We start from the raw sequence: 25,925 nt of genomic DNA on the forward strand, positions 1-25,925 counted from the left end.
CTGAGCGCGCGCTAAAAAATGTGGGGGCTGGCTGGCAGGCGATAACGGCCTGCCAGCCGGCACCTCTCTAGCTGATGCACTGCGATCAACTGTGGGAGCGGGCTTGCTCGCGAAGGCGGCCTGGCAGTCAGCACAGTTGGATTGTGTACATATCCATTTCGCTACATCGTTGTATCAGGGGCAAATGGGCAAACTGAACCACCGCTATCGCAGGCAAGCCAGCTCCCACAGTTGGAGGTGTATGGGCCTCATGAGCAATCAGTAATCGTCACCCTGCTCAGTGACATCCCGCTCCACCGGCCCTGCTTGCGGGTCGTAGCCGGCCGGGAACTTGCCCTTCAACGTCCAGGCAAACGCAATGATCTCGGCAATCGTGCGGTACAACTCTTCCGGAATGCTGTCCCCCAGTTCCATGCGCGCCAGCAGCTTCACCAACTCGGCGTTTTCATAGATGGGTACTGCATTCTCCCGTGCCAGCTTGAGGATGGCTTCGGCCAGGGCATCATCGCCTTTGGCCGTCAGGGTAGGGGCCTGTTGGCCGTCGTACTTGAGGGCGATGGCCTGGCGGGGCGGGGCGGCGTTCTTCACGCGGTTTCGTCCACCCAGCGTTGCTCCAGTCCGGTTTTTGGCCCACGGGGCGGGGTGCCCAGGTGGCAATCCAGGTCGCCGACGTTGAGCCCGGATGACACCAGGCGCTCACGCAGGCTGCCCAAATGGCTTTCGATCAGGCTGGCGGTGAACGGGCGGCTGGCCCACAGCTGGCTGGACAGTTTGCCTTGGGACAACTGCGCCTGAACCTGCAGGGGGCCCAGTGGCTCCATGTCGAAGGCCAGTTCGACGCGCCAGAGCATTTGTTTCGGGTCCTTTTTATCCTTGCGCTCGGGCTGGTCCTTGTCTGGCGCGGGCTCCTCGCGCTGGAACTTGACCTGCAGCGGCACGATGTCTTGCAGGGTGCGCATGGGGATTTCCAGCTGCCAGGTCGTTTGCAGGCGGCCGTCGGCGGTGGTGCCGGTCTGTTCCAGGCTCGACAGTTGATGGCTCTGCAAGCGTGAGATCGCCCCGGCGGCCAGGCGTAGCAGGTTTTCCAGGTCGCCTTCACCTTCCAGTTTTGCCATCAGTCGCTCGGGCAGCGGGAAGCCGGCGGGTATCTGCCGGGCGCCGACCTGTCCGAGGGTGCTCAGCGGGCTGCGCACAAAGTGCGGCAACACCTGGGCCAGGGTATTGGCGGCGAGGATCGCATTCAGGTTGGTGCTGGCGGGCAGGGCGGGCAGCAGGTCTGCGACCAGGCGCAACAGCGCGCCTTTCATGTCCAGCGGTGGGATTTGCGGGTTCTGACCGGCGAGCAGTTTGGCTTCCAGAAAGGCGCCGCTGTTCTGCACCACCTGGGCCAGTATCTTGGGATTGCTGACCTGTGCCAGATCGGGCAAGGCCGCCAATAATCGCTCGGCGGCGGCCCGCCGCTCGGCCGATGTGCTGTCGCCACGGGGTAGGTTTTGCAGGGCGGTGAACACCGCATCCAGTGAGCCTTGGCGACTTTGCTGGGTGGCAAGCTGTTGCGCCACGGCCAGTTGGTCCTTCAACCCGCTCAACGGTACGAAGTTCAGGGTTTGCGTGTCCTGCACCACGGCGCTGAGCAAGCTGCCCACCCTCAGCGGTTGAGGGCTTTCCAGGGTCAGGGTGGCACCGGCCAGGGCGTTATTGAACACACTCACCAGCGAGCGATAAATCGCCGGTTGCGCCGTGCCCTGGGGCAGCATCTGCGTGGTCAGCACCTTGGCTTGCAACAACGTACCCACCGGCATTTGGTTAGTGTCGAGGCGGGTGAGGGCGGCCACGTTGGCACTCATGGCTTGCTGCAAGGTAATGGCCAGGTTGCCCGCAGGCGTCTGGCTCACCGCCACATTGCTGCCCAGGGGCAAGGGCTGGGCGCTGCTGGCTTGCACCAAGGTCTGGCGACCGCCTTCGAGGGTCAACTTGAGCAGCAGTTGAAAAGCCTCGCTGCCTTGTTTAAGCGCGATGACCTCGGCGTTCACGGTTTTCCCCGGGCCGATCAACCCGGCCTGCGGCTCTAACAGTTTGAGCAACGCGCCGGCCCCTGGCAGCGGAGCAGGCCCGGGCGCGGAGGTTGGCGGCAGTGGAGGAAGGTTGATCTCACCGGTCATCGTACGCATCGTCTCTGGGGAAATTGCCCTCTTTAGAGTAGGGCATCGCATGTATAATGCCGCCCGTCTGCAAAGAGAGCGGTAAAAACCTCACAACTATTTGATCCAGCTCTCTAAAATCGGTCGCCAAAGCCGTTATTGTGCATCTCTCTATAACGGCCGCTGCACCGCCGACTTGAACCGTAAAGGCCCGCGATCTTTTGACCAGCCCTCTTCTTGAAGCCGTAGCGCTTGCCTGTGAACGCGACCTGCGCCTGCTGTTCGAGCAACTCGACCTGCGGCTTTCGGGTGGCGACATGGTGCAAATCAGTGGCCCCAATGGCAGCGGCAAGACCAGCCTGCTGCGCCTGCTGGCCGGGCTGATGCAGCCGACGGCCGGCGTGGTGCGTCTCAACGGCAAGCCGTTGAACGAACAGCGTACTGAGCTGGCGCGCAACCTGATCTGGATCGGCCACGCCGCCGGCATCAAGGACGTACTCACCGCTGAAGAAAACCTCAGTTGGCTCAGCGCCCTGCATCATCCTGCTTCCCGTGACGCCATCTGGCAGGCCCTGGCCGCGGTGGGCCTCAAGGGCTTTGAAGACGTTCCCTGCCACACCCTGTCCGCCGGCCAGCAGCGCCGTGTGGCCCTGGCCCGCTTGTACTTGCCCGGCCCGCCGTTGTGGATTCTCGACGAACCTTTCACGGCCCTCGACAAACAAGGCGTGGCTCAACTTGAGGCGCACCTGGCCCAGCACTGCGAGCAAGGTGGCCTGGTGGTGCTCACCACCCACCACACCTTGGCGCGTATGCCTGCTGGCTACCGTGAGCTGGACCTTGGGCGGTGGTCGCTATGAGTGTGTTCGCCCTGTTGGTCGCCCGCGAGGCACGACTGTTGTGCCGTCGCCCCGCCGAACTGGCCAACCCGCTGGTGTTTTTTGCCATCGTGATCGCGCTGTTCCCGTTGGCGGTCGGTCCGGAGACTAAACTGTTGCAAACCTTGTCCCCAGGACTGGTGTGGGTCGCCGCACTTTTATCGGTTCTGCTCTCGCTGGACGGGCTGTTTCGCAGTGATTTCGAAGACGGTTCCCTGGAACAGTGGGTCCTTTCGTCGCACCCTTTGCCACTTCTGGTACTGGCCAAGGTGCTGGCACACTGGGTTTTTTCCGGCTTGGCGCTAGTCTTGCTCTCGCCACTGCTTGCCATGATGCTCGGGTTGCCCGTTGAATGCCTGCCGGTGCTACTCCTGTCCTTGTTACTCGGCACGCCGGTGCTCAGCCTGTTGGGGGCGGTGGGCGCAGCGTTGACGGTCGGCTTGAAGCGAGGCGGGCTGTTGCTGGCCCTGTTGATTCTGCCGTTGTATATCCCGGTGTTGATCCTGGGCAGTGGCGCGTTGCAAGCCGCGCTCATGGGCATGCCGGCGACCGGTTACCTCTTGTGGCTTGGCAGCCTGACCGCCCTGGCGGTAACCCTGACACCTTTTGCTATAGCCGCCGGCCTGAAAATCAGCGTCGGTGAATAATGAGGTCTGACCCGGCGTCAATGACGCTGAGTCAGTAAAGACCCTGAGCTTTTCGCCACGACGAAAAGCACCGTGATGGAAACAGCAATGAACTGGACCTGGTTTCACAAGCTCGGCTCGCCCAAATGGTTTTATGGCATCAGTGGCAAGCTGCTGCCGTGGTTGAGTATCGCCGCCATCCTGCTGATCGCCATCGGCCTGGTCTGGGGCCTGGCCTTTGCGCCGCCGGACTATCAGCAAGGCAACAGCTTTCGCATCATCTATATCCACGTGCCTGCCGCGATGCTGGCCCAGTCCTGCTATGTGATGCTGGCGGTGTGTGGCATCGTCGGCCTGGTATGGAAGATGAAGCTGGCCGATGTAGCCCTGCAATGCGCCGCGCCCATCGGTGCGTGGATGACCGCCGTGGCGCTGGTGACCGGTGCGATCTGGGGCAAGCCGACCTGGGGCTCGTGGTGGGTGTGGGATGCGCGCCTGACCTCGATGCTGATCTTGCTGTTCCTGTATTTCGGCCTGATTGCCCTGGGCAACGCCATCAGCAACCGTGACAGCGCCGCCAAGGCCTGCGCGGTGCTGGCGATTGTCGGCGTGATCAACATCCCGATCATCAAGTATTCGGTGGAGTGGTGGAACACCCTGCACCAGGGCGCCACCTTCACCCTCACCGAAAAACCGGCGATGCCCGTGGAAATGTGGGCGCCGTTGCTGCTGATGGTGCTGGGCTTCTACTGTTTCTTCGGCGCCGTATTGCTGCTGCGCATGCGCCTTGAAGTGCTCAAGCGTGAAGCCCGTACCAGTTGGGTAAAAGCCGAAGTGCAAAGCTGCCTGGGAGCACGTGGATGAGTTTTGCTTCTTTCAGCGATTTTCTCGCCATGGGCCACCACGGCCTGTATGTCTGGACGGCCTATGGCATCTGCCTGGCGGTGCTGGCCCTCAACGTCGCCGCGCCGATCCTGGCCCGCAAGCGTTACCTGCAACAAGAGGCGCGACGTCTGCGCCGGGAGACCGAAAAGTGAATCCGCTGCGTAGAAAGCGTCTGTTGATCATCCTTGCCATCCTGGCCGGCGTCGGTATTGCCGTGACCCTGGCTTTGAGCGCCTTGCAACAGAACATCAACCTGTTCTACACGCCCACCCAGATCGCCAATGGCGAGGCACCGGTCGATACGCGCATCCGCGCTGGCGGCATGGTGGAGCAGGGCTCATTGAAGCGTTCCGGCGATTCGTTGGATGTGACCTTCGTGGTCACCGATTTCAACAAGGCCGTGACCATCACCTATCGCGGCATCCTCCCGGACCTGTTCCGCGAAGGCCAGGGCATTGTCGCCCTGGGCAAGCTCAACGCCGACGGCGTGGTGGTGGCTGACGAAGTGCTGGCCAAGCACGATGAAAAATACATGCCGCCCGAGGTCACCAAAGCCTTGAAAGACAGCGGCCAAACCGCGCCCGCCACCCCAGCCAAGGAGGGCTAAGCCATGACGTCCGCACTGTTTATTCCGGAGCTGGGCCAGTTGGCGATGATCCTCGCCCTGTGCTTTGCCGTGGTCCAGGCCGTGGTGCCTTTGCTGGGTGCCTGGCGCGGCGACCGCCTGTGGATGAGCCTGGCGCAGCCTGCCGCCTGGGGCCAGTTTGCCTTCTTGCTGTTCGCCTTTGGTTGCCTGACCTATGCCTTCATGGCCGACGACTTTTCTGTCGCCTACGTTGCCAACAACTCCAATAGCGCTTTGCCTTGGTACTACAAGTTCAGCGCCGTGTGGGGCGCCCACGAAGGTTCATTGCTGTTGTGGGCCTTGATCCTCGGTGGCTGGACCTTCGCCGTCTCGGTGTTCTCGCGCCAATTGCCGCAAGTGATGCTGGCGCGGGTGCTGGCGGTGATGGGCATGATCAGCATCGGCTTTCTGCTGTTTTTGATCATGACCTCCAACCCGTTCACCCGCATCCTGCCGCAGATCCCGGTGGACGGTCACGACCTCAACCCGTTGCTGCAGGATATCGGCCTGATCGTGCACCCGCCGATGCTCTACATGGGCTATGTGGGCTTTTCCGTGGCCTTCGCGTTCGCCATCGCCGCCTTGCTCGGCGGGCGTCTCGACGCCGCCTGGGCGCGCTGGTCACGGCCATGGACCATCGTTGCCTGGGCCTTCCTCGGTATCGGTATCACCCTGGGCTCGTGGTGGGCCTACTACGAACTCGGCTGGGGCGGCTGGTGGTTCTGGGACCCGGTGGAAAACGCCTCCTTCATGCCGTGGCTGGTGGGTACTGCGCTGATTCACTCCCTGGCCGTCACCGAAAAACGTGGCGTGTTCAAGAGCTGGACGGTACTGCTCGCCATCGCGGCGTTTTCCCTCAGCCTGCTCGGCACTTTCCTGGTGCGCTCGGGCGTGCTGACCTCGGTGCATGCGTTTGCCTCGGACCCTGAGCGCGGCGTGTTCATCCTGATCTTCCTGCTCTTTGTAGTGGGTGGTTCCCTGACCCTGTTTGCCCTGCGCGCGCCGGTGGTCAAGAGCCAGGTCGGTTTCAACCTGTGGTCGCGGGAAACCCTGTTGCTGAGTAATAACCTGGTGCTGGTGGTAGCCGCGTCGATGATCCTGCTCGGCACCCTCTACCCGCTGGTGCTGGATGCCCTCAGCGGCGCCAAGCTGTCCGTGGGGCCGCCGTACTTCAACGCGTTGTTCATCCCGCTGATGGGCCTGTTGATGGTAGTGATGGCGGTCGGCGTGCTGGTGCGCTGGAAAGACACCCCGGTGAAATGGCTGGCGGGCATGCTGATGCCGGTGCTGCTCGGCAGCGTGGCCCTGGCGGTGATCGCCGGGTTTGCCTACGGCGACTTCAATTGGGCGGTACTCGCCACGTTCCTGCTGGCGGCCTGGGTGTTACTGGCTGGCGTGCGGGACATCATTGACAAGACGCGCCACAAGGGGTTGCTCAAGGGCCTGCCCACCCTGACCCGCAGTTACTGGGGCATGCAAATTGCCCACATTGGTATCGCGGTGTGCGCCCTTGGCGTCGTGCTGTCCAGCCAGAACAGCGCCGAGCGCGACCTGCGCCTGGCGCCGGGCGAGTCCATGGACCTGGCCGGTTACCACTTCATCTTCGAAGGTGCCAAGCACTTTGAAGGGCCGAACTTCACCTCCGATAAAGGTACGGTGCGCGTGGTGCGCAATGGCAAGGAAATCGCCGTGCTGCACCCGGAGAAACGCCTGTACACCGTGCAAAGTTCGATGATGACCGAGGCTGGCATCGACGCAGGTTTCACCCGTGACCTGTATGTGGCCCTCGGTGAACCCCTGGGCGATGGCGCCTGGGCTGTGCGCGTGCATGTCAAACCTTTCGTGCGCTGGATCTGGTTCGGCGGTTTGCTCACCGGGTTCGGCGGGTTGCTCGCGGCGCTGGACCGGCGCTATCGGGTCAAGGTCAAGAGCCGGGTGCGTGAAGCGCTTGGCCTTTCGGGAGCTGCGGTATGAAGCGTTGGTTGATGGTTGTGCCGCTGGCGTTGTTCCTGCTGGTGGCGGTGTTCCTGTATCGCGGTTTGTACCTGGACCCGGCCGAGCTGCCTTCGGCGATGATCGGCAAGCCGTTCCCCGCCTTCAACCTGCCAACGGTGCAGGGTGACAAGACCCTGACCCAGGCAGATTTGCAGGGCAAGCCGGCGCTGGTCAACGTGTGGGCCACCTGGTGCATCTCTTGCCGCGTCGAACACCCGGTGCTGAACAAGCTGGCCGAGAAGGGCGTGGTGATCTACGGCATTAACTACAAGGACGACAATGCGGCGGCTTTGAAGTGGCTGGCGGAATTTCATAACCCGTACCAGCTGGATATCCGCGACGAAGACGGCAACCTGGGGTTGAACCTGGGCGTTTACGGCGCGCCGGAAACCTTCTTCATCGATGCCAAGGGTGTGATTCGCGACAAGTTCGTCGGCGTGATCGACGAAACGGGGTGGCGCGAACAGCTGGCCGCCAAGTACCAGGCGCTGGTCGATGAGGCCAAGCCATGAAGCGTTGGTTGACCGCTGCCGTTTTAGCCCTGGGCCTGGCCGGCGTGGCCCACGCCGCCATCGACACCTATGAATTTGCCAACGACGCCGAGCGTGAGCGTTTTCGCGATTTGACCAAGGAACTGCGCTGCCCGAAGTGCCAGAACCAGGACATTGCCGACTCCAACGCCCCGATCGCCACCGACCTGCGCAGAGAGATTTTCCGCATGCTGGGGGAGGGCAAGGACGACCAGCAGATCATCGACTTCATGGTCGACCGCTACGGTGATTTCGTGCGCTACAAACCGGCGCTCACCGGCAAGACCGCGCTGCTGTGGTTTGGCCCGGCCGGGCTGTTGCTGGCCGGCGTGGTGGTGATGGCCGTGATCGTGCGTCGCCGCCGTGTCGCACCGATTGATGGCGCCGATGCGCTGTCCCCTGAAGAGCGTAAACGCCTCGACCAATTGCTGGACACCAAGACTGATGATTGATTTCTGGCTCGCAGCCGGTTTGCTGCTACTGATTGCCCTGAGTTTCCTGTTGATCCCTGTGTTGCGTGGCCGTCGTGCCCAGCGTGAAGAGGATCGCACCGCGTTGAACGTGGCGCTGTACCAGGAACGTGTCGCCGAGCTGCAAGCGCAGCAGGACGAAGGTGTGTTGAATACCGCGCAACTCGACACGGGCCGCGCCGAAGCGGCCCGTGAGTTGCTGGCCGACACCGAAGGCGTGGAAAAGCCCCGCGAATCGCGGTTAGGCAAACCGCTGCCGTTTTTGGCGGCGTTTCTGGTGCCTGTGCTGGGCGTTGCGCTGTACCTGCATTATGGGGCGAGCGACAAGGTTGAACTGACCCGTGAGTTTTCCCAACCGCCGGTGTCCATGGCCGACATGACTCGCCGCCTGGAACGCGCCGCCGCCGCGCAACCGGATTCGGCAGAAGGTTTGTACTTCCTTGGGCGCGCCTATATGGCCCAGGACCGTGCCGCTGATGCCGCCAAAGTCTTTGAACGTACGGTTGCATTGGCCGGGCGCCAACCGGAACTGCTCGGCCAATGGGCCCAGGCGCAGTACTTTGCCGACAACAAACAGTGGTCGCCTAAGGTTCAGGCCTTGACCGACGAAGCCTTGAAGCTCGACCCCAAGGAAGTCACCAGTCTCGGCCTGCTGGGTATCGCTGCCTTTGAGGGCCAGCGTTATCAGGAAGCCATCGACTACTGGAACCGCCTGCTCGCGCAACTGCCGCCAGAGGACAATTCCCGTGTCGCCTTGCAAGGCGGGATTGATCGCGCAGCAGAGAAGCTCAAGGAGAGCGGTGGCAGCGTGGCTCAGGCGCCGAAGGCGCTGCTGACCGTGCGGGTGGACGTATCTGCCGAGGTGAAAGCCAAGTCCCTGCCAGGCGACAGCGTGTTCATCTTTGCCCGCGCCGTAAACGGCCCCCCGGCGCCCTTGGCTGCCAAGCGTGTGACCGTCGACGCATTGCCGGTCACCGTCGAACTGGGCGATGCCGACGCGATGATGCCGCAGTTGAAACTGTCCAACTTCCCCGAAGTCCAACTGGTTGCGCGCATATCCCGGGCCGGCCAACCGACCACTGGCGAATGGATCGGCCGCAGCCAACCGTTGGCCAGCAGCACCACTGCGCTGCAGCAATTGACCATCGACACTCCGGACCAGTAATTCTGAGGACACGCCCATGACCGCATTTGCACGCATCACCCTGCTCAGCCTGGTACTCGGCCTGAGTGCCTGTGCGGTCCATCGCCCACCTGCGGCGCCGACCGGCCCGACTATTCCACCGTCTGGCCCCTCGACCCAGCCGAGCACCAAGCCCAGCACCAAACCTTCCGGTCCGGTGACTCCGCCGCCCAAGCCTCTGCCAAGCAAATCGCCGACCTTCGCCCCACCGCCGGGCGCCGCCAGCCACTGGGACGGCAAGATGCAGGTGTACGTGCTGGACGCCCAGCCTGATACCTTCTACCGCCAGCGCACCTACTACCGCTGGAGCAACGGCTGGAGCCGCTCCATCAGCCCCAACGGGCCATGGGAAGAAACCAACGTGCAAGGCGTGCCGCCGGGGTTGAGCAAGCAGTACGCGCAATGACAAAAGGCGACCGTGTTTAGGTCGCCTTTTTTATGTTCGATTTGAAATGCTATCAATTGTGGGAGCTGGCTTGCCTGCGATGACTATAGGTATCTACACAACTTTGTAGATTGTAGCCGCCGTTGGGCGGAGCCCTAAGTGGCCGTTACCTGAATAACGGATATGTACTCGGTCTGATCCAACATATTGGTCGGCTGCCAGGCCGCCTTCGCAGGCAAGCCAGCTCCCACATTTGGATCGCAGCGCTTCAGTTGGACCAGCGTCGGCTGTCAAGCCGTCACGGGAGCAAGCTCCCTCGCCACAGGTCTAGCATCGCCCTAAAGTTGGGTAGATACCTATGCTGCAGCTTGCCTGACAGCCGACACCTGACCAAGTGTGGGAGCGGGCTTGCTCGCGAAGGCGGCCTGCCAGTCGATCGGGATGTTGGATCTAACCCGGCGTCCTGCCGGGTTACCCCCGAATTCAAGTTGCACTTGGTTCGTCCGCCCGCACCCACTTCACACAGGCGCAGTCTCCTGAGCTTTCAGTGTGCGCCTGGCGATGACGATGGCCAGCACCGCCAAGCTGAAGGTCGCCCAGGCCATCAGTTGAGTCCCTCCTACAAATGCCTGTATAGCGTTGCCCATGACTTCACTGGCCTGGTCGTGCGCCAGGGTGGCCGAGATTGCGTGGGCGCCTGCCAAGGTTTCGCTTGCCAGGTGCATTTGCATAGGGCTCAAGAAGTCCGGTAAGTGCAGCGTGCCGCGGTAGTAAGCCGTCACCAGGCCACCGAGCACGGTGGTGCCGAGCACTACGCCGACTTCATAGGCCGTCTCGCTGATGGCTGACGCGGCTCCGGCTTTGTTGGCCGGGGCAGCCGACAGGATCACGTCGTTAGAGACCGTAGCGATGGCGCCGACGCCAATGTTCAACAAGGCAAACGCAACCACGATCACCGTCAAGCTGCTACCGAGGCTGGCGACCAGCAAAAACGCGCCGGCAGTGAAGGCCAGCAGGATGGGAATCAGGACATTGACCGATACGCGCTGGGCGACCGGGACGATCAGGATCCCCACCACAATCGCCATGAGCTGGCCCGGTATCAGCGCCAGGCTGGCGTTCAAGGGCGACATGCCCAGGACGATTTGGAGCAATTGAGTGGCAAAGAACACGAAACCGATCAGGAAGGCCAGGCTCATCAGGTTAATGGTCACCGAGCCGCTGAACGTCTTGTTGCGAAACAGGCTCAGGTCCATCAAGGGGGTAGGGAGGCGCAACTGACGGCGTACGAATTGCCAGCCGCTCACGATTGCAACGGCCAATACCGCCAGTGCCCAGGCGTCCGGCCCTTCACTGGCGACATGCTTGATGCTGTACACCAATGCACTGAGGGCGACCATTGAGAGCACAATGCTGATGACATCCATCGGCCCCGACGCGTCCGGCTCGGACTCAGGCAGCAGCCAAGGGCCGAGGATCAACAGAGGCACCAGCACCGGTACGGCCAGGAGAAAAATCGACCCCCAACTGAAGAACTCCAGCAGTATGCCGCCGACCAACGGCCCAAGCGCAGAACCGACGGTCAAGGTGGTTGCCCAGATAGCCACGGCCAGGCGACGCTCTTCCCGGTCCTCGAACACTGAGCGAATCAACGCCAACGTTGACGGCATTAACATCGCCCCGAAGACCCCCATGCATGCGCGTCCCACGACCAGTTGCGTGGCGGTGCTGGAGTAAGCGGTCATCACCGACACCAGGGTAAACCCCAATGAGCCGATCAGCAGAAGTTTGCGATGGCCTTTGCGATCCCCAAGGCTACCCATGGAAATGAGCAATCCTGCCAGCACCAGTGAGTAGGCATCGATCATCCACAATTGCTGGCTGGCAGTGGGGTGCAAGGCCTCGGCGATTTTGGGCAGGGCAAAACCCAGTACGGTGTTATCCACGGTCACCAGCAAGACTGGCAGCATCAATATCGCGAGCGCCAACCACCGGCGCGAGCGTGGTTGTTGTGTTACTTCATCAGCCGCTAAAGACATCACCGGCTCCTTCTTGGAAAAGTGGTGAGTTGTGAAGAAAACGCCTCGCCATTCCCTGGCGAGGTCATCGTTCAGTTCAGCAATGAAAATAGATGCTGGCAATCCACGGCGCCTGCATTCAAGCGTTTGCCCAAAACCTTTGAAACCCCCTGTAAATCGCTTCTGAAGCGCTCATAGTCCTGTTCAACGACGTTTTCCTGCAGGCGCTCCAGGCCCTGCACCAGCGCTTCACGCTGAGCGGTTGCCTGGTCGTTTTCCAGTTGTATGTCCCAATACACCTCGGGCGGGTTGACCAGGATGCGCGACAGCAGTGCCATCATGGTACGCATGGGCGGCGGCATGACCTCCGCCACGATGTCCAGGTCTACCGAAGATTGGGCCAGGGCCATGCCGAAGCCGAGAATGGCTGCATGGGGCAATGCCTGACACAGGGCCATCAACTCATCATGCGCGGCGGGCGTCATTCGACGGATCTTCATCCCGGCCTCCATCAAGTGGCGTTCGATGAAGGATTGCGGGGTTTGCAGGTCTTCCACACAGACCGCCACCGTGCGCCCCTGGACGGACAACTTAGGCGAAAACATGGGGTTGACCCCCACAAACCTTTGCTGCGGCGCCGCCGCTTTCAGTGCTTTGAAAAAGGGGCTCTGCACCGAGCAGGTAGGGATCATTACTGCTTCTGAAGGCAAGCACGTGGTCACCCAGGGGATCGTGCTGACCGCGACTCTTTCAGGCAGGGCGAACACCACGGCGATGGCGTCGCGAAAAACAGCCCCTGAATGATTGAACGGTTGAGTCACGTCCATTTCGTGAAACTCACAGTCGAAATCCGCCGGACGGCGGTCCACGACCCGCACGATGTACCCGTATTGTTTGAGAATACGGCTGATCAGTGAGCCGATGAGGCCAGCGCCTCCTAATACGACTACTGCTTGGGTATTCATTTGTCGCTCCCTGCGCAAAAGCTGTAATACGGCACGCTGGCCTTGACCAGCGTCTCTTCCAGTTCTTCTTTCGGATCGGAGTGGGCGACGATTGCGCCCCCGATGCCGAACTCAGCCTGTTGTTTGTGCAATACCGCTGTGCGAATGACGATGCTCAGTTCCGCACTGCCATTGAATGAGATCCAGCCCAGCGCTCCTGAATAAACACCCCGTGCACAGGTCTCCAGCCCATCGATGATTTCCATCGTGCGCTTTTTCGGCGCGCCGGTCATTGAGCCTCCGGGAAAGCACGCTCTGATGGCCTCCATTGGCGAGATGTCGTTGCGTAGATGCCCACGTACCGTAGAGACGAGCTGGTGCACCGAGGAAAAGCTTTCCACCGCAAAAATATTCGGCACATGCACACTCCCTGAACGGCACACGCGGTTCAGATCATGGCGTACCAGATCGACAATCATCAGGTTTTCGGCGCGATCTTTGGTCGAGGTGTGCAAATCGTCTCGCAGGCGCTGGTCTTGCTCAGGGTCTTTGCTGCGTGCACGGGTGCCCTTGATGGGACGGGACTCGATCAGGCCGCCTTCATCAATCCTCAGAAAGGTCTCGGGTGATGCGCTCAGCACGCTGAAGCTGTCGAAGCACAGATAGGCCCCGTAGGGCACTGGGCTTGCTTCGCGCATTCTCCGATAGGCCGCCAGGGGCGTGCCGTCGTAGCTCATCCGCGCGCGGTTGGTCAGGCATATTTCATAGGATTCACCATCGGTGATGTATTGCAGCGACTGCTTGACCTTACGGATGTAACTGTCGGGGCTGTCTTCGAGTGACAGCTCAAGTTCATCCACTGCACCGGGGACAAAATGCAGGGTATCCGTGGCGCTTTGAGGCGTCGGCATTGAGGTCTGCAACGATGGCCACTGCGGGGGCTGGCCTGTCGCGTTTAACAGGCATTCATAGACCTTTTGGTCATGGTGGTCGAAGACGAAGAAATGCGGCGCCAACATAAAACCCGCATCGGGCTGTCCAGAGCGATAGACCTTGTTCCCGCCGGTCAGGGCCTTGAGTTCATAACCCAGGTACCCGACAAAACCTCCCTTGAATTCAAACGGAAGGTATTGCGGGACTGCCACGTTCACCGATTCGATGAGCTGGCCGAGCAGGGTGAAGAAGTCACCCGCCACACGCCTGCTGCCTTTGGGGCCCTCAAGTGTGAGGGTTTCACTGTCGACGTCATACGTGAGGCGAATAGCGCCCTGGGCCTGGCCGCTGCCCATGATTGAATAGCGCGCGTTGGGCCGTTCGGATTTTTCGCTGTCGAGCCAGAAAGCATGCTGATCATTGGCATAAAGCGTGGTGAACAGCGTCAATGGATCACACGCAGTCGGATGGGCACGATAGGCCAATTGCAGGTTGAGCAAACCGCCTACCGCGACGTAGTGCTCCTTGGCCGATTGGGCACTGGCCGGGCTCTGCCGCGTCGGCATGCGCTGGCGCCCATTGTGTTCGAGCGCCATGCGGATGAAGTTACTGAGCAGCGCATGCCCATACTCGGAGTCGATGGACTCAGGGTGGAATTGGACGCCCCAGATCGGACGACGTTGGTGCTCGATCGCCATCACCACACCTTCCTCTGTCCACGCCGTGCAGCGCAGTTCCTCAGGCAGATGGGTACACATCAGAGAGTGGTAGCGCACCACTTCAAACTGCTCTGGCAGGTCTTGGAACAAGCCGCTGCCGGCGTGCCGGATTTTACTGCGGTAGCCGTGTACCGGGTTGGGCGCGTGGCCGACGGTTCCGCCCAGAAATTGGGCGATACCCTGGTGCCCCAGGCAAATGCCGAGCAAGGGCACCGGAGAACGCAGGATAACCTGCCCGCACACGCCAAAATCCAGGTACTCGCCTGGGTGCCCAGGGCCTGGTGAAAGCACTACGGCATCGTATTGTTCAATGTGCAGGTGTTCGTACGCCACGGTATTGGTGACGATATCGACGCACACACCTGTGACCTCGTACAGGTATTGGGCGATGTTCTGGGTGAAGGAATCAAAGTTATCGATCAGCAATATTTTCATGAATGCTGCCCCTGGCCCAGGCGTTGTTGGATCAACCGCTCTTCCTGGTTGCAGGTTTCCTCGATGATCAGCTTGAACACGGACTGAACGTAATCGGGCCTCAAGCCGACTTTCGAAGAGTGGCTCGCGAGCTGATCCATCACTTGAACGATACGTTTGGGCTGCATCATGGGGATGTCATGGGCCGCCTTGAGTTCGGCGATCTCCATGCACACGCTCATGCGTTCGCCAAGCAGGTCGACCAAGTGGGTGTTGATCCGGTCCAACTGATCCCGCATGGGTTGCAGGATGGTGGACGGAGTTGCACGTGAAATCTGCTGGTGCCGTGTCATATTCATTCCTTTGATGTGTACGACGTAGTGCGGGTGTGTGAAGGGTCAGGCAGTGGCCTCGGGTAGCGCAGTGGCGTTCCATAAGCCTGCACGGGTGAGCGCGTTCAAGGCTTGGGCCAGTTGCCGGATATCGTGATCGCCGTGGCTGGCCGAAAAGGCGAAGCGCAGCATGGCTTTTCCCTTGGCGATGATGGGGTAAAACACCGGGAACATCAGGATGCCGTGGTCGCGCAGGATCCGGCAGGCTTGCAGGCCGTCTTCTTCGGTTTCGAAAAATGCGCCCCTGACCGGTGATTGGACTCCGGCGTTGAGCAGGCGATTGTGGGTCAGCGAATCAAACAGGCGCACGTTGCTCCACAGGCTGTCTTGCAGGCTATCAATCTCGTCGCTCAGGTGAATCTTCGCGGCGGCAACGTTGGCAGCCAGCATTGGCACCATGATGGAGTGACCGAACACCAGGGGGTTGGCCAGTGTCTGAATCGACGGGATATCCCGCGGGTCACTCACCACCACAAACCCGCCCGCTCCGCCGAAGGCCTTGGACAGAGAGCCGGCCAGGATCATGTTGTGCGGCAACTGGTTATCTACCGCTGCCAGGGCGTAGCCAGCGCCATGACGCCCTGCGATCGAGATGCCGTGGGCATCATCCACATACAAGTAGCCTGCGGCGTCCGCCAGTTGGCGCGAGAGGTGCGCGATGGGCACCAGGCCGCTCATCGAGCCGATACCGTCGATCAACAGAATCGGCGTTTCCTGGCGATCCGCGCAGTGTTTCAAGGCCACGCTCATCGACTCCGGATCGGTGGCTTCGACACGGGACACTTCACCAAACTGCTGCAGAATGCCGCGCAGCACCTGCATCGAGGCGTGAGCGGTTTTGTCGATCAACCAGTGGGCGCGCTTTTTGATCGGATAGCCCTTGAGCGAATTGCTGCCCAACAGTGGCAGTACGCCAAGGTGCACGCTGCTGGTGGAGGTGAATACGCTGACACCGCAGCCTTTATAAATGCGGCTGAGCAGCGACTCCAGTTCTGGCAAGTAAACCGGGCGCATGGCACTGCGTGACGAGGACAGGTGCAGGCCAAAGGTGCCCAGTGCCTGGTGTGCCGCTTCGATCAGTGCAGGATGGGTTTCCAGGCCCAGATAAGAACAGGAAACGAACTCGGTGAACGTGCCGCCTTGCGTCAGGGTGATGCGCTTGCCTTCACGGCTCGCGACGGTAAGGCCCGTGAGGCCTTCTGCATAGGCGCTCTCCAGGGCGCTGGTGGTGTTGTCACGGCGAATGGTCATCCAGTCTTGTTTGCTTTGTGCATCCATTGCTCAAAAACTCCTATGCTTGAACAGTGTTCGATAAGCGGCCCACGGTCATGACGGAAGTGCCTGTGGTGTCCGATGACTCACGGTCAATCACAGTGTTGACGTCAAGCAAGTGGTGCTGTTGGAACAACTCACGAACGGCGAATGCTTGATCCTCGCCGTGTTCGATCACCAGCCACCCCTCGGGTGTCAGCAAGGTAGTCGCCAGGGCGAGGATGTGCCGCGTCAGGTCCAGGCCATCCGCACCTGAATAGACGGCCGCCGAGGGATGATGGCTGCCCCATTCGGGCTGTAACTGAGTCTGACGGGGAACGTACGGCGGGTTGGCGACAATCAGCCCTACCTGGTGCTTGAAGTCGGCGAATGCATGGGGTTCACGGATATCCGCCTGCATCGCATTGACATGCACGTCTTGGGTGGCCAACCGGGCAATATTGCGTTTGAGGTAGTGGACAGCCACGTCTTCAAACTCCACGCAGGTCACCTGCAGGTCTGGCCGGCGCCGGGCGATGGCCAGGCCGATGGCACCGCTGCCGGCACAAAGGTCCAGCACGCAGGTTCCCGTTGCCAGTTGGGCATCGTCCAGCCACTTATGAATCACCGTGCTGTGCGGGCGCGGGATAAATACGCCGCTGCCCACAACCAGGGGCAAGCCGTCGAACGCGACGGTGCCGACAATATGCCCCAACGGAATCCGATTGCAGCGCTCGCTGACCGCCAGCCTGAACTCATCAAGTGCGCGCTGTTTGTCGGCGCGCACGATAAAGCGATCGACCAGGCTATCCAGGTCATTGTCCGGGTCCCACACGCCGGCCGCTTCCAACTGCACGCGGGCCTGTGCGATCGCTTCCTGCTCCTGTTTGCCCAGACTCATGACCACTCCTTGTAATACTGCGCCAGCTTCACGCGCATGGATTCGTAGAGGTAGGAGAATGCGACCAACTCCGGCGGGGGAGTGAACGAGGGGTGCAGTTCATCGATCAGTTGCTGGTAATTGCTCGACAGTCCTTTATCGAGAATGGGCAACCAGTAAGGTTTTACGTCCCAGCGATATTCATAACCGGTGGCAAACATTTGCTTGACGGTTTCGCCAACCGTCAGCTCGCGAGCAAGCCCGGTCAGCGGGGCGCGCACAGGATTGAAGGTGCTCAAGTCCAGGCCGGTGCTCTCGACGCCAGTCAAGCAGTCGGCGAGGTAGGCCGCCAGCAACGGCGATTGGTGCAGGCCATCACGGTAAGTCCCGGTTGCCAGCCACAGCCCTTGCATGCCGCATTCGCCGATCAGAGGGAAGCCGTCGGCTGGAATGGGACGGTTGCCCACCTGGATCGAAAGAATTTCGGCACTGTGCAGGTCAAGGTTCAATTGGTCGACGGCGCAATCGAGCAAAAACTGTACATCCGAGATCAGCGCATGGTGTTTGGGGCGTTCGGACAGGATATTGGTCGCGCCCAGGTACAGCACACCGTCACCGCGTGGCACGCAATGCAAGCCACAGGCAAACGCACGATTGGGGGTGCGGATCACCGATTGGGGTAACGCCATGCCGTCAGGCAGCTTGACCAGAATGGACACGCCATATCCGCTGAACAATGGTGGGATTTTCTTGACGAGCGTGTCGAACTCGCTGAGCAGGTCCAGCGACTGAACACCGGCAGCCACTACCACCTTTTTCCCCCACAGCACCTCACCGCTGAGCAACTCGACCCCTGTGGCGATTGCGCCTTCGGCGATCACCCGGCTGGCGTTCTCATTGATCAAGGTGCCATTGTTGGCGAGCAGCGCGGCATCGAGCTTTTCCAGTAGCAAGTGCGAATCAACGGCGTGTTCATTGTGGATAAACAGCCCGCGCAGGGGACGTACCAGATGATCCGGTGCCAGCCATTCCATGGTTCTTGGATCAATGGTTTCGTACTGTTCCCCATAGGCTTGCAGTGTGTGCTCGATGGCTTCGTAGTTGACGGTATCGACTTCGTCCATGCCTGCACTGTTGAGCAACACATGGGTGCCGCTGGCACTGAACAGCGGTGTGCTGATGCCGGAGGCGGCGGCCAGACGTTCGGCCCAGGCGGGCCAGAGGTCCTGTGCCTGACGATCCATATTGAGTTTGAGTCGGCCATGCTCGCTGGCCAACAGGCCGCTGGTGACCTCGCCAAAACAGCCATTCATGGCACCGGCTGCCTTGGATGCAGCGTTGGTGCGGGCGATCTCACCGACCCGGCAAACCTTCAAGCCCCTTGAGCTCAGTTCATACGCGATAGAACCGCCAATGGCGCCTGCGCCTACTACAATTACGTCGAACTCCATGTTCTAGATCCTTGTTTAAACTGTCAGCTGTAGGATGAAAAACATTCCCATGTAGGAACGTGCTGAGCTTTTTATAGATTGTGAGAAGGGGCGACCATCGAGCATTTGTTTCATGTTGTATCGTTGTTACAAATTTACATACTCACTCAGACAAGCCCGGAAAGCCTGGTGCACGTGCCGAGCGTGGTGCGCGGTGGGTCACACTCGGGTAATGTGGCCGCCGCCGGCCTGCAAGGGCAGGTTGGCTGGAAATACTTTCCAGCCCCTACGATGGCTTGACGCACCGAATGCTGACACCGGGGCGCCGGTACAGGTCTGGAGACAAGCGAAGAGGGTGTTTTGATGGCGGGCAGGTTGATCTATCTCATCGGGCCATCGGGGTCGGGCAAGGACAGCCTGCTGGACGCCGCGCGCCCACGCCTGGTCGAGCGTGGGTGCCGCCTGGTGCGGCGGGTGATCACGCGGTCGGCGGAGGCGGTGGGCGAAGCGGCGCAAGGGGTGAGCCCCGAGCAATTTGCGGCGATGGAGGCCGAGGGTGCATTTGCCTTGAGCTGGCAGGCTAATGGCTTGTCCTATGGCATCTCCAAGGACATCGACGATTGGCTGGCCGCAGGCGACGATGTTTTGGTCAACGGCTCCCGTGCCCACCTGGCGCAGACCCGCGAGCGTTATCCGACCTTGCTGGTATTGCTGCTGACGGTGGACCAAGCGGTGTTGCGCCAACGTCTGATTGCGCGTGGGCGGGAGTCGTTGGCGGATATCGAGCAACGCCTGGCGCGCAATGCGCGGTTCACTGCCGAATTGATCGCAGGTCACGGCGCGGGTTTGTTCGTGTTGGATAATTCCGGCCCCTTGGCGCACACCGTTGAACGCTTGCTGTGCTGCCTGGACCACCGGCATAGCGTATGAGCCTGACCCAAGTCCCGGTAGGTTGGGACAACCCCGTCATGTAGTGCTTGATGAGGCCAGGTCTCAGATAAAACCCTGGCACTGAACTTATTTTTTTCTGATGTGTTTGAGTGGGTTACTGGATGTTTGAAGTTTAACTGTCGACCCGATTAAATTAACGATTTGCGAGTTTTTACGTCTGTAATATCAGGGTTTTAGAGTGATTGATAAGGGCAGGTTGTGCTGCGCTGAATAAAAAGTGTGCGGGTTTTTTGCGGTCGTGTTTATAGGGTTTTCTTGCAAAGAGTTTGCGATGGTGAAGGCGTTTTCAATATGGGAGCTTTATCGGGCTGACTACGGAACAGTCGGCATCGATAACTCCTGTACATGGACGATTCCTTTCACTGTTCAGAGTCGTAAAGTGCCATGCATATCCCAGTTAGACAGTCTTTCCAGTCGCATCCCCCTGAGACATTGAACTCCAATTTTTCACCTGATGAAAAGCAAGTTATTCTTTGGGCCAATAATAAAAAATCTTTCACCACGGACCAGGCGGCGAAACATATTGCGCGCAGTAACGCGAAGTTCACGGACAGTAATAAAGACGGAAAAATTGTGGTGGGGTTTAACTTTTCCGGAGGGTTCAATGCGGCGCAGAAAGAGCGAGCCAGGCAAGCCCTTCAATACTGGGCGGATATCGCCAATATCGAATTTGTTGAAAATGGCTCAAACACCGATGGCAAGATCACTATCAACGGGACTGGCGGATCGGGAGGCTGGGCAAGCTTGCCGTTCGGTCAACATGCAAAAGTCCAGGCCAATATAGGCACTTCGGGTGGGCAGAACCCGACCATGGGCAGTCACTTCCTGGGTTTGTTGATCCATGAACTGGGGCATACCCTGGGGCTCAGTCATCCAGGTGAATACAATGGCCAAGGCTTCAATTACGAGCGCAGTGCCGAATATGCGCAGGACACCAAGGCACGCAGTGTCATGAGCTATTGGGCCGAGACCCATCAACCGGGGCACAAGTTTGCCGGCCGCAGCCCGGCGGCACCGATGATGGACGATGTCGCGGCAGCCCAGCGGCTCTATGGCGCCAATACGAAGACCCGCAATACCGACACTACCTATGGCTTCAATTCCAATGCAGGTCGCGAGGTTTACAGCCTCAAGCAGGGGAGTGACAAGCCGATTTTTACCGTCTGGGATGGCGGCGGTAACGACACGCTCGATTTCTCCGGGTTTACCCAGAATCAAACCATCAACCTCAAGGCTGAGGCGTTTTCGGACGTGGGTGGCTTGCGCGGGAACGTATCGATTGCCAAGGGCGTCATTGTCGAAAATGCCATCGGCGGTGCCGGCAACGATACCTTGACGGGAAACGAGGGCAACAATCGTCTTACGGGCGGCAAGGGTGCCGATAAGTTGCACGGCGGTGCAGGGGCAGACACGTTTGTGTATCACCGCGTCGGCGATTCGACACCGCAGAACCCGGACGTTATTCAGGACTTCCAAAGCGGGCTCGACAAGATCGACCTCACCGGCGTTCTACAGGAGGCAGGGATCAAATCGTTGAATTTCATTGATAAATTCAGCGCAAAAGCGGGGGATGCCGTGCTCGGTCATGACTCGAAGACTGGCCGTTCCACATTGGCTGTAGATACAACGGGGAACGGCACGGCGGATCTGATGATCGCCAGCCAAAGCCAGATCAAGCAGACGGATGTGATCTGGAACGGTGAGGCGCCGACTGTCACACCGACGCCTGGGCCCACTGTTGTCCCTGTGTCGGAACCCGTTCCAAGTCCCATTTCGGAGCCGACTGACTCCAAGCCTGATCCTGATCCCAAGCCTGACCCTGACCCGCAGCCAGAGCCGAGGCCAAGCCCCGGCCCGGCGCCCCGGCCGGGGAGAAGGTTTATCGAGAAAGCTCTTTCATCGTTCAAGGGGTTTGTAAATAAGGTGCGGTCGATATTTCGGTGAGTCCGGTGGCTATTGGCTAGTCCCTTGATCAGCCCAGAGCACGCCATCGCAGCGTCTGACCAACAACACACGTACCTTTCACCGCCTTGACCTTGCAGCTTTTCCTGGCGGTGATTGCCTAAGAATGCCAGCCCCTGCAACCCAACGATTGCGCTAGCACCTTTGTGCCGTCGCGCCGCTCTCCCGGTTACCTCTGTCCAGGTTTGAACGCGCGCGGCACCGCGTTCAAGCCTGCCTGCCGTACGTTTTCTCCCTTCAGCCGTGTCCTTTGCAGCGGCCTATCAGCGCTCGGTGATCGTTCTGCTTCGTCGCTTCATAGGGCGCCTGCAAGGCTCTGCTCAACCGTCGGACACTCCCGTTAAGGCACACACTGGCCGTATTGCAGTGTGTTTTTCATATTGCAGTTTTGGAGCGTCAGCCGGATCGGTAGTTGCAGTACATTGAATGACCGTCCTCGGCCAGAATAAAGCCGTGGTATGAGCACTGCAGGTTTTTTCTTTCAATACGAACTCTGCTATTCGTCTTTGCATTGGGTTGTTGTGTAGGACGGGTTAAAAGTTGCCAGTCGGATATAGGTTTCTGTGCGATTGGGGTGTTGTCTGATTGTGAATAACGCTTTGCAATAAAAATTATGTAAAGTGTGTTTGTGAGGTTTAATGTTCATGCAAAACAAAGACTTATCATGTTCGCGGTTAAAGTGCTATCTGTTCTGAAGTTTCGGGAGTTGTCGAGTATAAGATTAAACTGTTTTTAAATTTTAGAGTGTGTCGAGTTGAATTATTTCACCGCTGGCGTACGGCAAGGGGGTGTGCGAATTTAACGCTGTGCCGATAACTACTGCTGCTCTTGTTGGGCGGGAATCGGTATCTCGAACGTGCTGATGTTACAGCCTCGAGTCTGATTTTTATGAGGACGTTGGTTTATGAGAGTGCCCGGACCATCCACACCTAATGTTGTTATACCCAAGGAACCAGTTCTTAATAGCAGTATCAGCCCAGAGAGCCCTGCCGGGGCCTATACACTCAATAGTAAAAAGCCAGTGTTCACCACGGAACAGGCGGGAAAACACATCACCCGCAGCGGTTTCAAGGTTCATGATAATAATGGTGACGGCAAAATTACCTTATCCGTTCGCGTCTCCAAGGGTTTTACCCCACAGCAGGCAGAGCAGGTCAGGCAGGCACTGCAATCCTGGCAGGATGTCGCTAACGTTACATTCACTGAAAAACCGCAACATTCAGACGGTCATGTTGATATCAGTGAAATGCCCGGAACACCGGGGGGAGTGGCCTCACTCCCTGATAAGTTCATGACTCGAACCTTTGTAAATATTGGAACGGCGAATGCGGGGGCGAACCCTCCACTGGGTCATTTTTTTCGCGAAGTGCTTATTCATGAAATAGGTCATTCAATCGGCCTGGAACACCCGGGGCGTTATGACGGCACTGGTAACTATGGGCGTGACGCAGTCTATGCAGGGGATACTCGAGCGCGTTCTGTGATGAGTTACTATTCAGAAAAAAACCAGCCAGGCCACGATTTCAAATTGTTGAACCCTTCTGCGCCGATGATGGATGACATCTCGGCTGTCCAGAAACTGTATGGGCCGAATACCACTACGCGCAATACCGATACTACCTATGGGTTTAATTCCAATACGAACCGTGAAGCGCTTAGTTTGAAGTCGGCAAATGACAACCCTATTTTTTGTGTGTGGGATGGTGGTGGAAAAGACACGTTGGATTTCTCTGGGTATTCACAGCCTCAGAAAATCAATCTCAATGCCGAGTCTTTTTCGGATGTCGGGGCGTTGAAGGGTAATGTCTCCATAGCCAAGGGCGTCACACTGGAAAACGCGGTGGGCGGCAAGGGAGATGACGCTCTCATAGGTAACCAGGTCGCCAATCGTCTCAAAGGGGGCGGTGGAGCAGACCGGTTGTCAGGGGGAGGGGGGGCAGACACTTTTGTCTATGACCATGCCAATGATTCCACGCCGGATAACCCCGATGTAATCCTGGACTTTGAAAGTGGCGCAGACAAAATTGACGTCTCCGGGGTTTTGAAAAGGGCCAATCTCAGTGCGCTTAAATTCGTTGATCGCTTAACGGGTCAACCCGGCCAGGCTGTGATGAGTTACAGCGAGGGCAGTAATGAGGGAAGTCTGGCCCTGGACCTGACGGGCAACGGCAAGGCTGATCTGTTCGTAAAAAGCATCGGCCGGATAAACGCGGGTGATGTCGTGGCGCACGGCGATACGCCTACGCCAAACCCTGAACCGAAAGAGCCCAAGCCTGCGTCGCGGCCTCAATTCGAGGAGCCCAAAACCAAGTCTGAGCCCAAACCGAAGGAGTCAAAGCCTGAGGAGCCCAGGCCAAGTCCAGACCGCTGTGAGCCGAAGCCACGGCCAGATCCTTGTGAGCCGAAGCCGCGTCCAGACCCGTGTGAGCCGAAGCCACGGCCAGATCCTTGTGAGCCGAAGCCGCGTCCAGACCCGTGTGAGCCGAAGCCACGGCCAGATCCTTGTGAGCCGAAGCCACGGCCAGAGCCTTGTGAGCCGACGCCACGTCCAGACCCGTGGAAGCCAACGCCACGCCCGAACCCGCGTGACCCCCGGCCACGCCCGGAGACCCGCGAGCCTACGCCACGTCCAGACCCGTGGAAGCCAACGCCACGCCCGAACCCGCGTGACCCTCGGCCAAGCCCGGAGACTCGCGAGCCGACACCACGTCCAGACCCGTGTGAGCCAACGCCACGCCCGAACCCGCGTGACCCCCGGCCACGCCCGGAGACCCGCGAGCCTACGCCACGTCCAGACCCGTGGAAGCCACCGCCGCGCCCGAACCCGCGTGACCCCAGGCCACGGCCGGAGCCTCGCGAGCCGACACCACGTCCGGACCCGTGGGAGCCAACGCCACGCCCGAACCCGCGTGACCCCCGGCCACGCCCGGAGACCCGCGAGCCTACGCCACGTCCAGACCCGTGTGAGCCAACGCCGCGCCCGTCCCCGCGTGACCCCAGGCCCCGGCCAGAGACCCGCGAGCCGACACCACGTCCTGACCCGTGTGAGCCAACGCCGCGCCCGAACCCGCGTGAGCCCAGGCCACGGCCGGCGACCCGCGAGCCGACGCCACGTCCAGATCCCTGTGATCCGAAACCGGATCCTTGCGAGCCGAGAGCTGCCAGGCGAAACGATCAGTCGGCGTATTCAGCGCGGTCTTGGAACGGGCCCCGTTCACCGGCAGCCGCACGCTGAATACGTTCAAGTAGCCTGCTGTTTTTAGAAGTGAAAAGTCACGCTGATCGCTCGATTTAAATCGAGTCTGTAGCGAAGTCAAATCATGCATTGCCCCGTGTGTAAGTGCAAACAATCAGCAATGGCTTGATGTTCGTCAGTAAGGCTGGTGCTGTGATACTTATATAAAAATTGGTTTGTCTAATCATTAATTTTCTTGGGCTGTGAATGGTTAAGTTGGTGAGCGTTTATGCGCGAACTGGCAGTAGCGGCTTGGAAGGGGAGGTTGATCGACTTGAAGATTTGAATGGCTATTAACGAAGTTGGATGTCTAGGAATTCACCGGTGACTTACGTGTGAAGTGTTGTGTTGTTGTTTTTAACTAACTGAGAAACGTGATTATGATTAATGCAAATACACCCGCTGCAAATTATTATGTGCCCACACCGAACGTGGCCCCTCAGCCGTCTCAGGTGCTACGTTCTGGCAATCCAGCTGAAAGTGAAGCTGCCAGCTTCCTTCATCGCGACGCGAATTCAGCAGTAGACAAACAAGCCTCAACAAACTCTCAATTGCTTAATCTTTCTGCTCCGCTGATAGGCGCACGCACTCATCAGCAGCGAATGTATGGATTGAGTCTAAACTCGGGGCTACTTCGACTTGGAGACATCAATTCCGGCAACGTGGTGACGGCCCGTTGCTATCCGATGGCAGAGGAAAATACCAAACCCACTCCTGAGTCCAAGCCAAAGGGTGACACAACGCTGGTAGCTGATAAAACCCAGCCCAAGGATAATACCCCGCTGGTAACGGATAAAACCAAGCCGAAGGGTGATGCCCCGCTAGTAACGGATAAAACCAAGCCGAAGGGTGATGCCCCGCTGGTAACGGATAAAACCAAGCCCAAGGGTGATGCCCCGCTGGTAACGGATAAAACCAAGCCGAAGGGTGATGCCCCGCTGGTAACGGATAAAACCCAGCCCAAGGGTGATGCCCCGCTGGTAACGGATAAAACCAAGCCGAAGGGTGATGCCCCGCTGGTAACGGATAAAACCAAGCCCAAGGGTGATGCCCCGCTGGTAACGGATAAAACCAAGCCGAA

Annotated in this window: 22 protein-coding genes and 2 pseudogenes; 15 read left to right on the forward strand and 9 right to left on the reverse strand. The window is 59.3% G+C overall.

From position 1 onward, the window contains the following. Positions 1 to 258: 258 nt before the first annotated feature. Both CER19_RS04600 and CER19_RS04605 read right to left on the reverse strand, forming a co-directional pair. Positions 259 to 588, reverse strand: a complete 330-nt coding sequence (locus CER19_RS04600) for an EscU/YscU/HrcU family type III secretion system export apparatus switch protein (RefSeq protein WP_116665541.1) — start codon at positions 586 to 588, stop codon at positions 259 to 261. After that, positions 585 to 2,162: a flagellar hook-length control protein FliK gene (locus CER19_RS04605; protein WP_116665542.1), complete on the reverse strand. Its 1,578-nt coding sequence runs from the start codon at positions 2,160 to 2,162 to the stop codon at positions 585 to 587. Before CER19_RS04605 ends, CER19_RS04600 begins: the two co-directional genes overlap by 4 nt. Positions 2,163 to 2,362: 200 nt before the next feature. Between CER19_RS04605 and ccmA the strand changes: the two genes are divergently transcribed. The 10 genes from ccmA (at position 2,363) to CER19_RS04655 (ending at position 9,736) form a co-directional block, all read left to right on the forward strand. Further along, a complete protein-coding gene (gene ccmA / locus CER19_RS04610; RefSeq protein WP_116665543.1) occupies positions 2,363 to 2,998 on the forward strand; it encodes a cytochrome c biogenesis heme-transporting ATPase CcmA in 636 nt (211 codons plus the stop codon). Next, on the forward strand, positions 2,995 to 3,663 hold the full coding sequence (gene ccmB / locus CER19_RS04615) for a heme exporter protein CcmB (protein ID WP_014717701.1): 669 nt from the start codon (positions 2,995 to 2,997) through the stop codon (positions 3,661 to 3,663). The genes ccmA and ccmB overlap by 4 nt, the downstream gene beginning before the upstream one ends. An 87-nt stretch (positions 3,664 to 3,750) precedes the next feature. After that, entirely contained in the window at positions 3,751 to 4,506 is a 756-nt protein-coding gene (locus CER19_RS04620) for a heme ABC transporter permease (RefSeq protein ID WP_116665544.1), read from the forward strand. Continuing rightward, positions 4,503 to 4,679, forward strand: a complete 177-nt coding sequence (ccmD, locus tag CER19_RS04625) for a heme exporter protein CcmD (RefSeq protein ID WP_003172771.1) — start codon at positions 4,503 to 4,505, stop codon at positions 4,677 to 4,679. The genes CER19_RS04620 and ccmD overlap by 4 nt, the downstream gene beginning before the upstream one ends. Then, on the forward strand, positions 4,676 to 5,134 hold the full coding sequence (ccmE, locus tag CER19_RS04630) for a cytochrome c maturation protein CcmE (RefSeq protein WP_116665545.1): 459 nt from the start codon (positions 4,676 to 4,678) through the stop codon (positions 5,132 to 5,134). The genes ccmD and ccmE overlap by 4 nt, the downstream gene beginning before the upstream one ends. Before the next feature lie 3 nt (positions 5,135 to 5,137). Next, positions 5,138 to 7,126 (forward strand): heme lyase CcmF/NrfE family subunit, encoded by a 1,989-nt coding sequence (locus CER19_RS04635; RefSeq protein WP_116665546.1) that lies wholly within the window; start codon positions 5,138 to 5,140, stop codon positions 7,124 to 7,126. Further along, the gene (locus tag CER19_RS04640; protein WP_116665547.1) at positions 7,123 to 7,659 is read left to right on the forward strand and encodes a DsbE family thiol:disulfide interchange protein; all 537 of its coding nucleotides are present in this window, start codon (positions 7,123 to 7,125) and stop codon (positions 7,657 to 7,659) included. Before CER19_RS04635 ends, CER19_RS04640 begins: the two co-directional genes overlap by 4 nt. Then, positions 7,656 to 8,129, forward strand: coding sequence for a cytochrome c-type biogenesis protein (locus CER19_RS04645; protein ID WP_003189960.1), 474 nt, complete (start codon positions 7,656 to 7,658; stop codon positions 8,127 to 8,129). Before CER19_RS04640 ends, CER19_RS04645 begins: the two co-directional genes overlap by 4 nt. Continuing rightward, positions 8,122 to 9,312, forward strand: coding sequence for a c-type cytochrome biogenesis protein CcmI (ccmI, locus tag CER19_RS04650; protein WP_116665548.1), 1,191 nt, complete (start codon positions 8,122 to 8,124; stop codon positions 9,310 to 9,312). Before CER19_RS04645 ends, ccmI begins: the two co-directional genes overlap by 8 nt. A 16-nt stretch (positions 9,313 to 9,328) precedes the next feature. Further along, entirely contained in the window at positions 9,329 to 9,736 is a 408-nt protein-coding gene (locus CER19_RS04655) for a hypothetical protein (RefSeq protein WP_116665549.1), read from the forward strand. Between the two features lie 497 nt (positions 9,737 to 10,233). On the opposite strand, the gene CER19_RS04660 is transcribed toward CER19_RS04655, so the two are convergent. From CER19_RS04660 to CER19_RS04690, 7 genes are all read right to left on the reverse strand, one after another. Continuing rightward, positions 10,234 to 11,754, reverse strand: a complete 1,521-nt coding sequence (locus tag CER19_RS04660) for an MFS transporter (protein WP_116665550.1) — start codon at positions 11,752 to 11,754, stop codon at positions 10,234 to 10,236. A 71-nt stretch (positions 11,755 to 11,825) separates the two neighbouring features. Continuing rightward, entirely contained in the window at positions 11,826 to 12,698 is an 873-nt protein-coding gene (locus CER19_RS04665) for a prephenate dehydrogenase dimerization domain-containing protein (RefSeq protein WP_116665551.1), read from the reverse strand. Further along, positions 12,695 to 14,764 (reverse strand): aminodeoxychorismate synthase component I, encoded by a 2,070-nt coding sequence (gene pabB, locus CER19_RS04670; RefSeq protein ID WP_116665552.1) that lies wholly within the window; start codon positions 14,762 to 14,764, stop codon positions 12,695 to 12,697. The genes CER19_RS04665 and pabB overlap by 4 nt, the downstream gene beginning before the upstream one ends. Continuing rightward, entirely contained in the window at positions 14,761 to 15,096 is a 336-nt protein-coding gene (locus CER19_RS04675; protein WP_256660380.1) for a chorismate mutase, read from the reverse strand. The genes pabB and CER19_RS04675 overlap by 4 nt, the downstream gene beginning before the upstream one ends. Before the next feature lie 45 nt (positions 15,097 to 15,141). Beyond that, positions 15,142 to 16,413 carry an aminotransferase class I/II-fold pyridoxal phosphate-dependent enzyme gene (locus CER19_RS04680; RefSeq protein WP_116665554.1) on the reverse strand — a complete coding sequence of 424 codons (1,272 nt, stop codon included), beginning with the start codon at positions 16,411 to 16,413 and terminating at the stop codon, positions 15,142 to 15,144. Between the two features lie 13 nt (positions 16,414 to 16,426). Further along, positions 16,427 to 17,287: a HemK/PrmC family methyltransferase gene (locus tag CER19_RS04685; RefSeq protein WP_116665555.1), complete on the reverse strand. Its 861-nt coding sequence runs from the start codon at positions 17,285 to 17,287 to the stop codon at positions 16,427 to 16,429. Beyond that, positions 17,284 to 18,717 carry an FAD-binding oxidoreductase gene (locus CER19_RS04690; protein ID WP_116665556.1) on the reverse strand — a complete coding sequence of 478 codons (1,434 nt, stop codon included), beginning with the start codon at positions 18,715 to 18,717 and terminating at the stop codon, positions 17,284 to 17,286. The genes CER19_RS04685 and CER19_RS04690 overlap by 4 nt, the downstream gene beginning before the upstream one ends. A 165-nt stretch (positions 18,718 to 18,882) precedes the next feature. Between CER19_RS04690 and CER19_RS29355 the strand changes: the two are divergent. The 5 genes and pseudogenes from CER19_RS29355 to CER19_RS28525 form a co-directional block, all read left to right on the forward strand. After that, positions 18,883 to 18,986: pseudogene (locus tag CER19_RS29355) on the forward strand (hypothetical protein); the annotation flags it as partial. 73 nt (positions 18,987 to 19,059) lie between these two features. Next, complete coding sequence (gene phnN, locus CER19_RS04695; protein ID WP_116665557.1) at positions 19,060 to 19,626, forward strand: phosphonate metabolism protein/1,5-bisphosphokinase (PRPP-forming) PhnN; 567 nt, start codon at positions 19,060 to 19,062, stop codon at positions 19,624 to 19,626. A 405-nt stretch (positions 19,627 to 20,031) separates the two neighbouring features. Next, the gene (locus tag CER19_RS04700; protein ID WP_165861594.1) at positions 20,032 to 21,591 is read left to right on the forward strand and encodes a M57 family metalloprotease; all 1,560 of its coding nucleotides are present in this window, start codon (positions 20,032 to 20,034) and stop codon (positions 21,589 to 21,591) included. Positions 21,592 to 23,161: 1,570 nt separating this feature from the next. Beyond that, positions 23,162 to 24,844, forward strand: coding sequence for a M10 family metallopeptidase C-terminal domain-containing protein (locus CER19_RS04705; RefSeq protein ID WP_305955555.1), 1,683 nt, complete (start codon positions 23,162 to 23,164; stop codon positions 24,842 to 24,844). A 380-nt stretch (positions 24,845 to 25,224) separates the two neighbouring features. Beyond that, positions 25,225 to 25,925, forward strand: a pseudogene (locus CER19_RS28525) (alkaline protease); the annotation flags it as partial.

Source organism: Pseudomonas sp. GL93 (assembly GCF_003408955.1).
GTDB lineage: Bacteria > Pseudomonadota > Gammaproteobacteria > Pseudomonadales > Pseudomonadaceae > Aquipseudomonas > Aquipseudomonas paracarnis.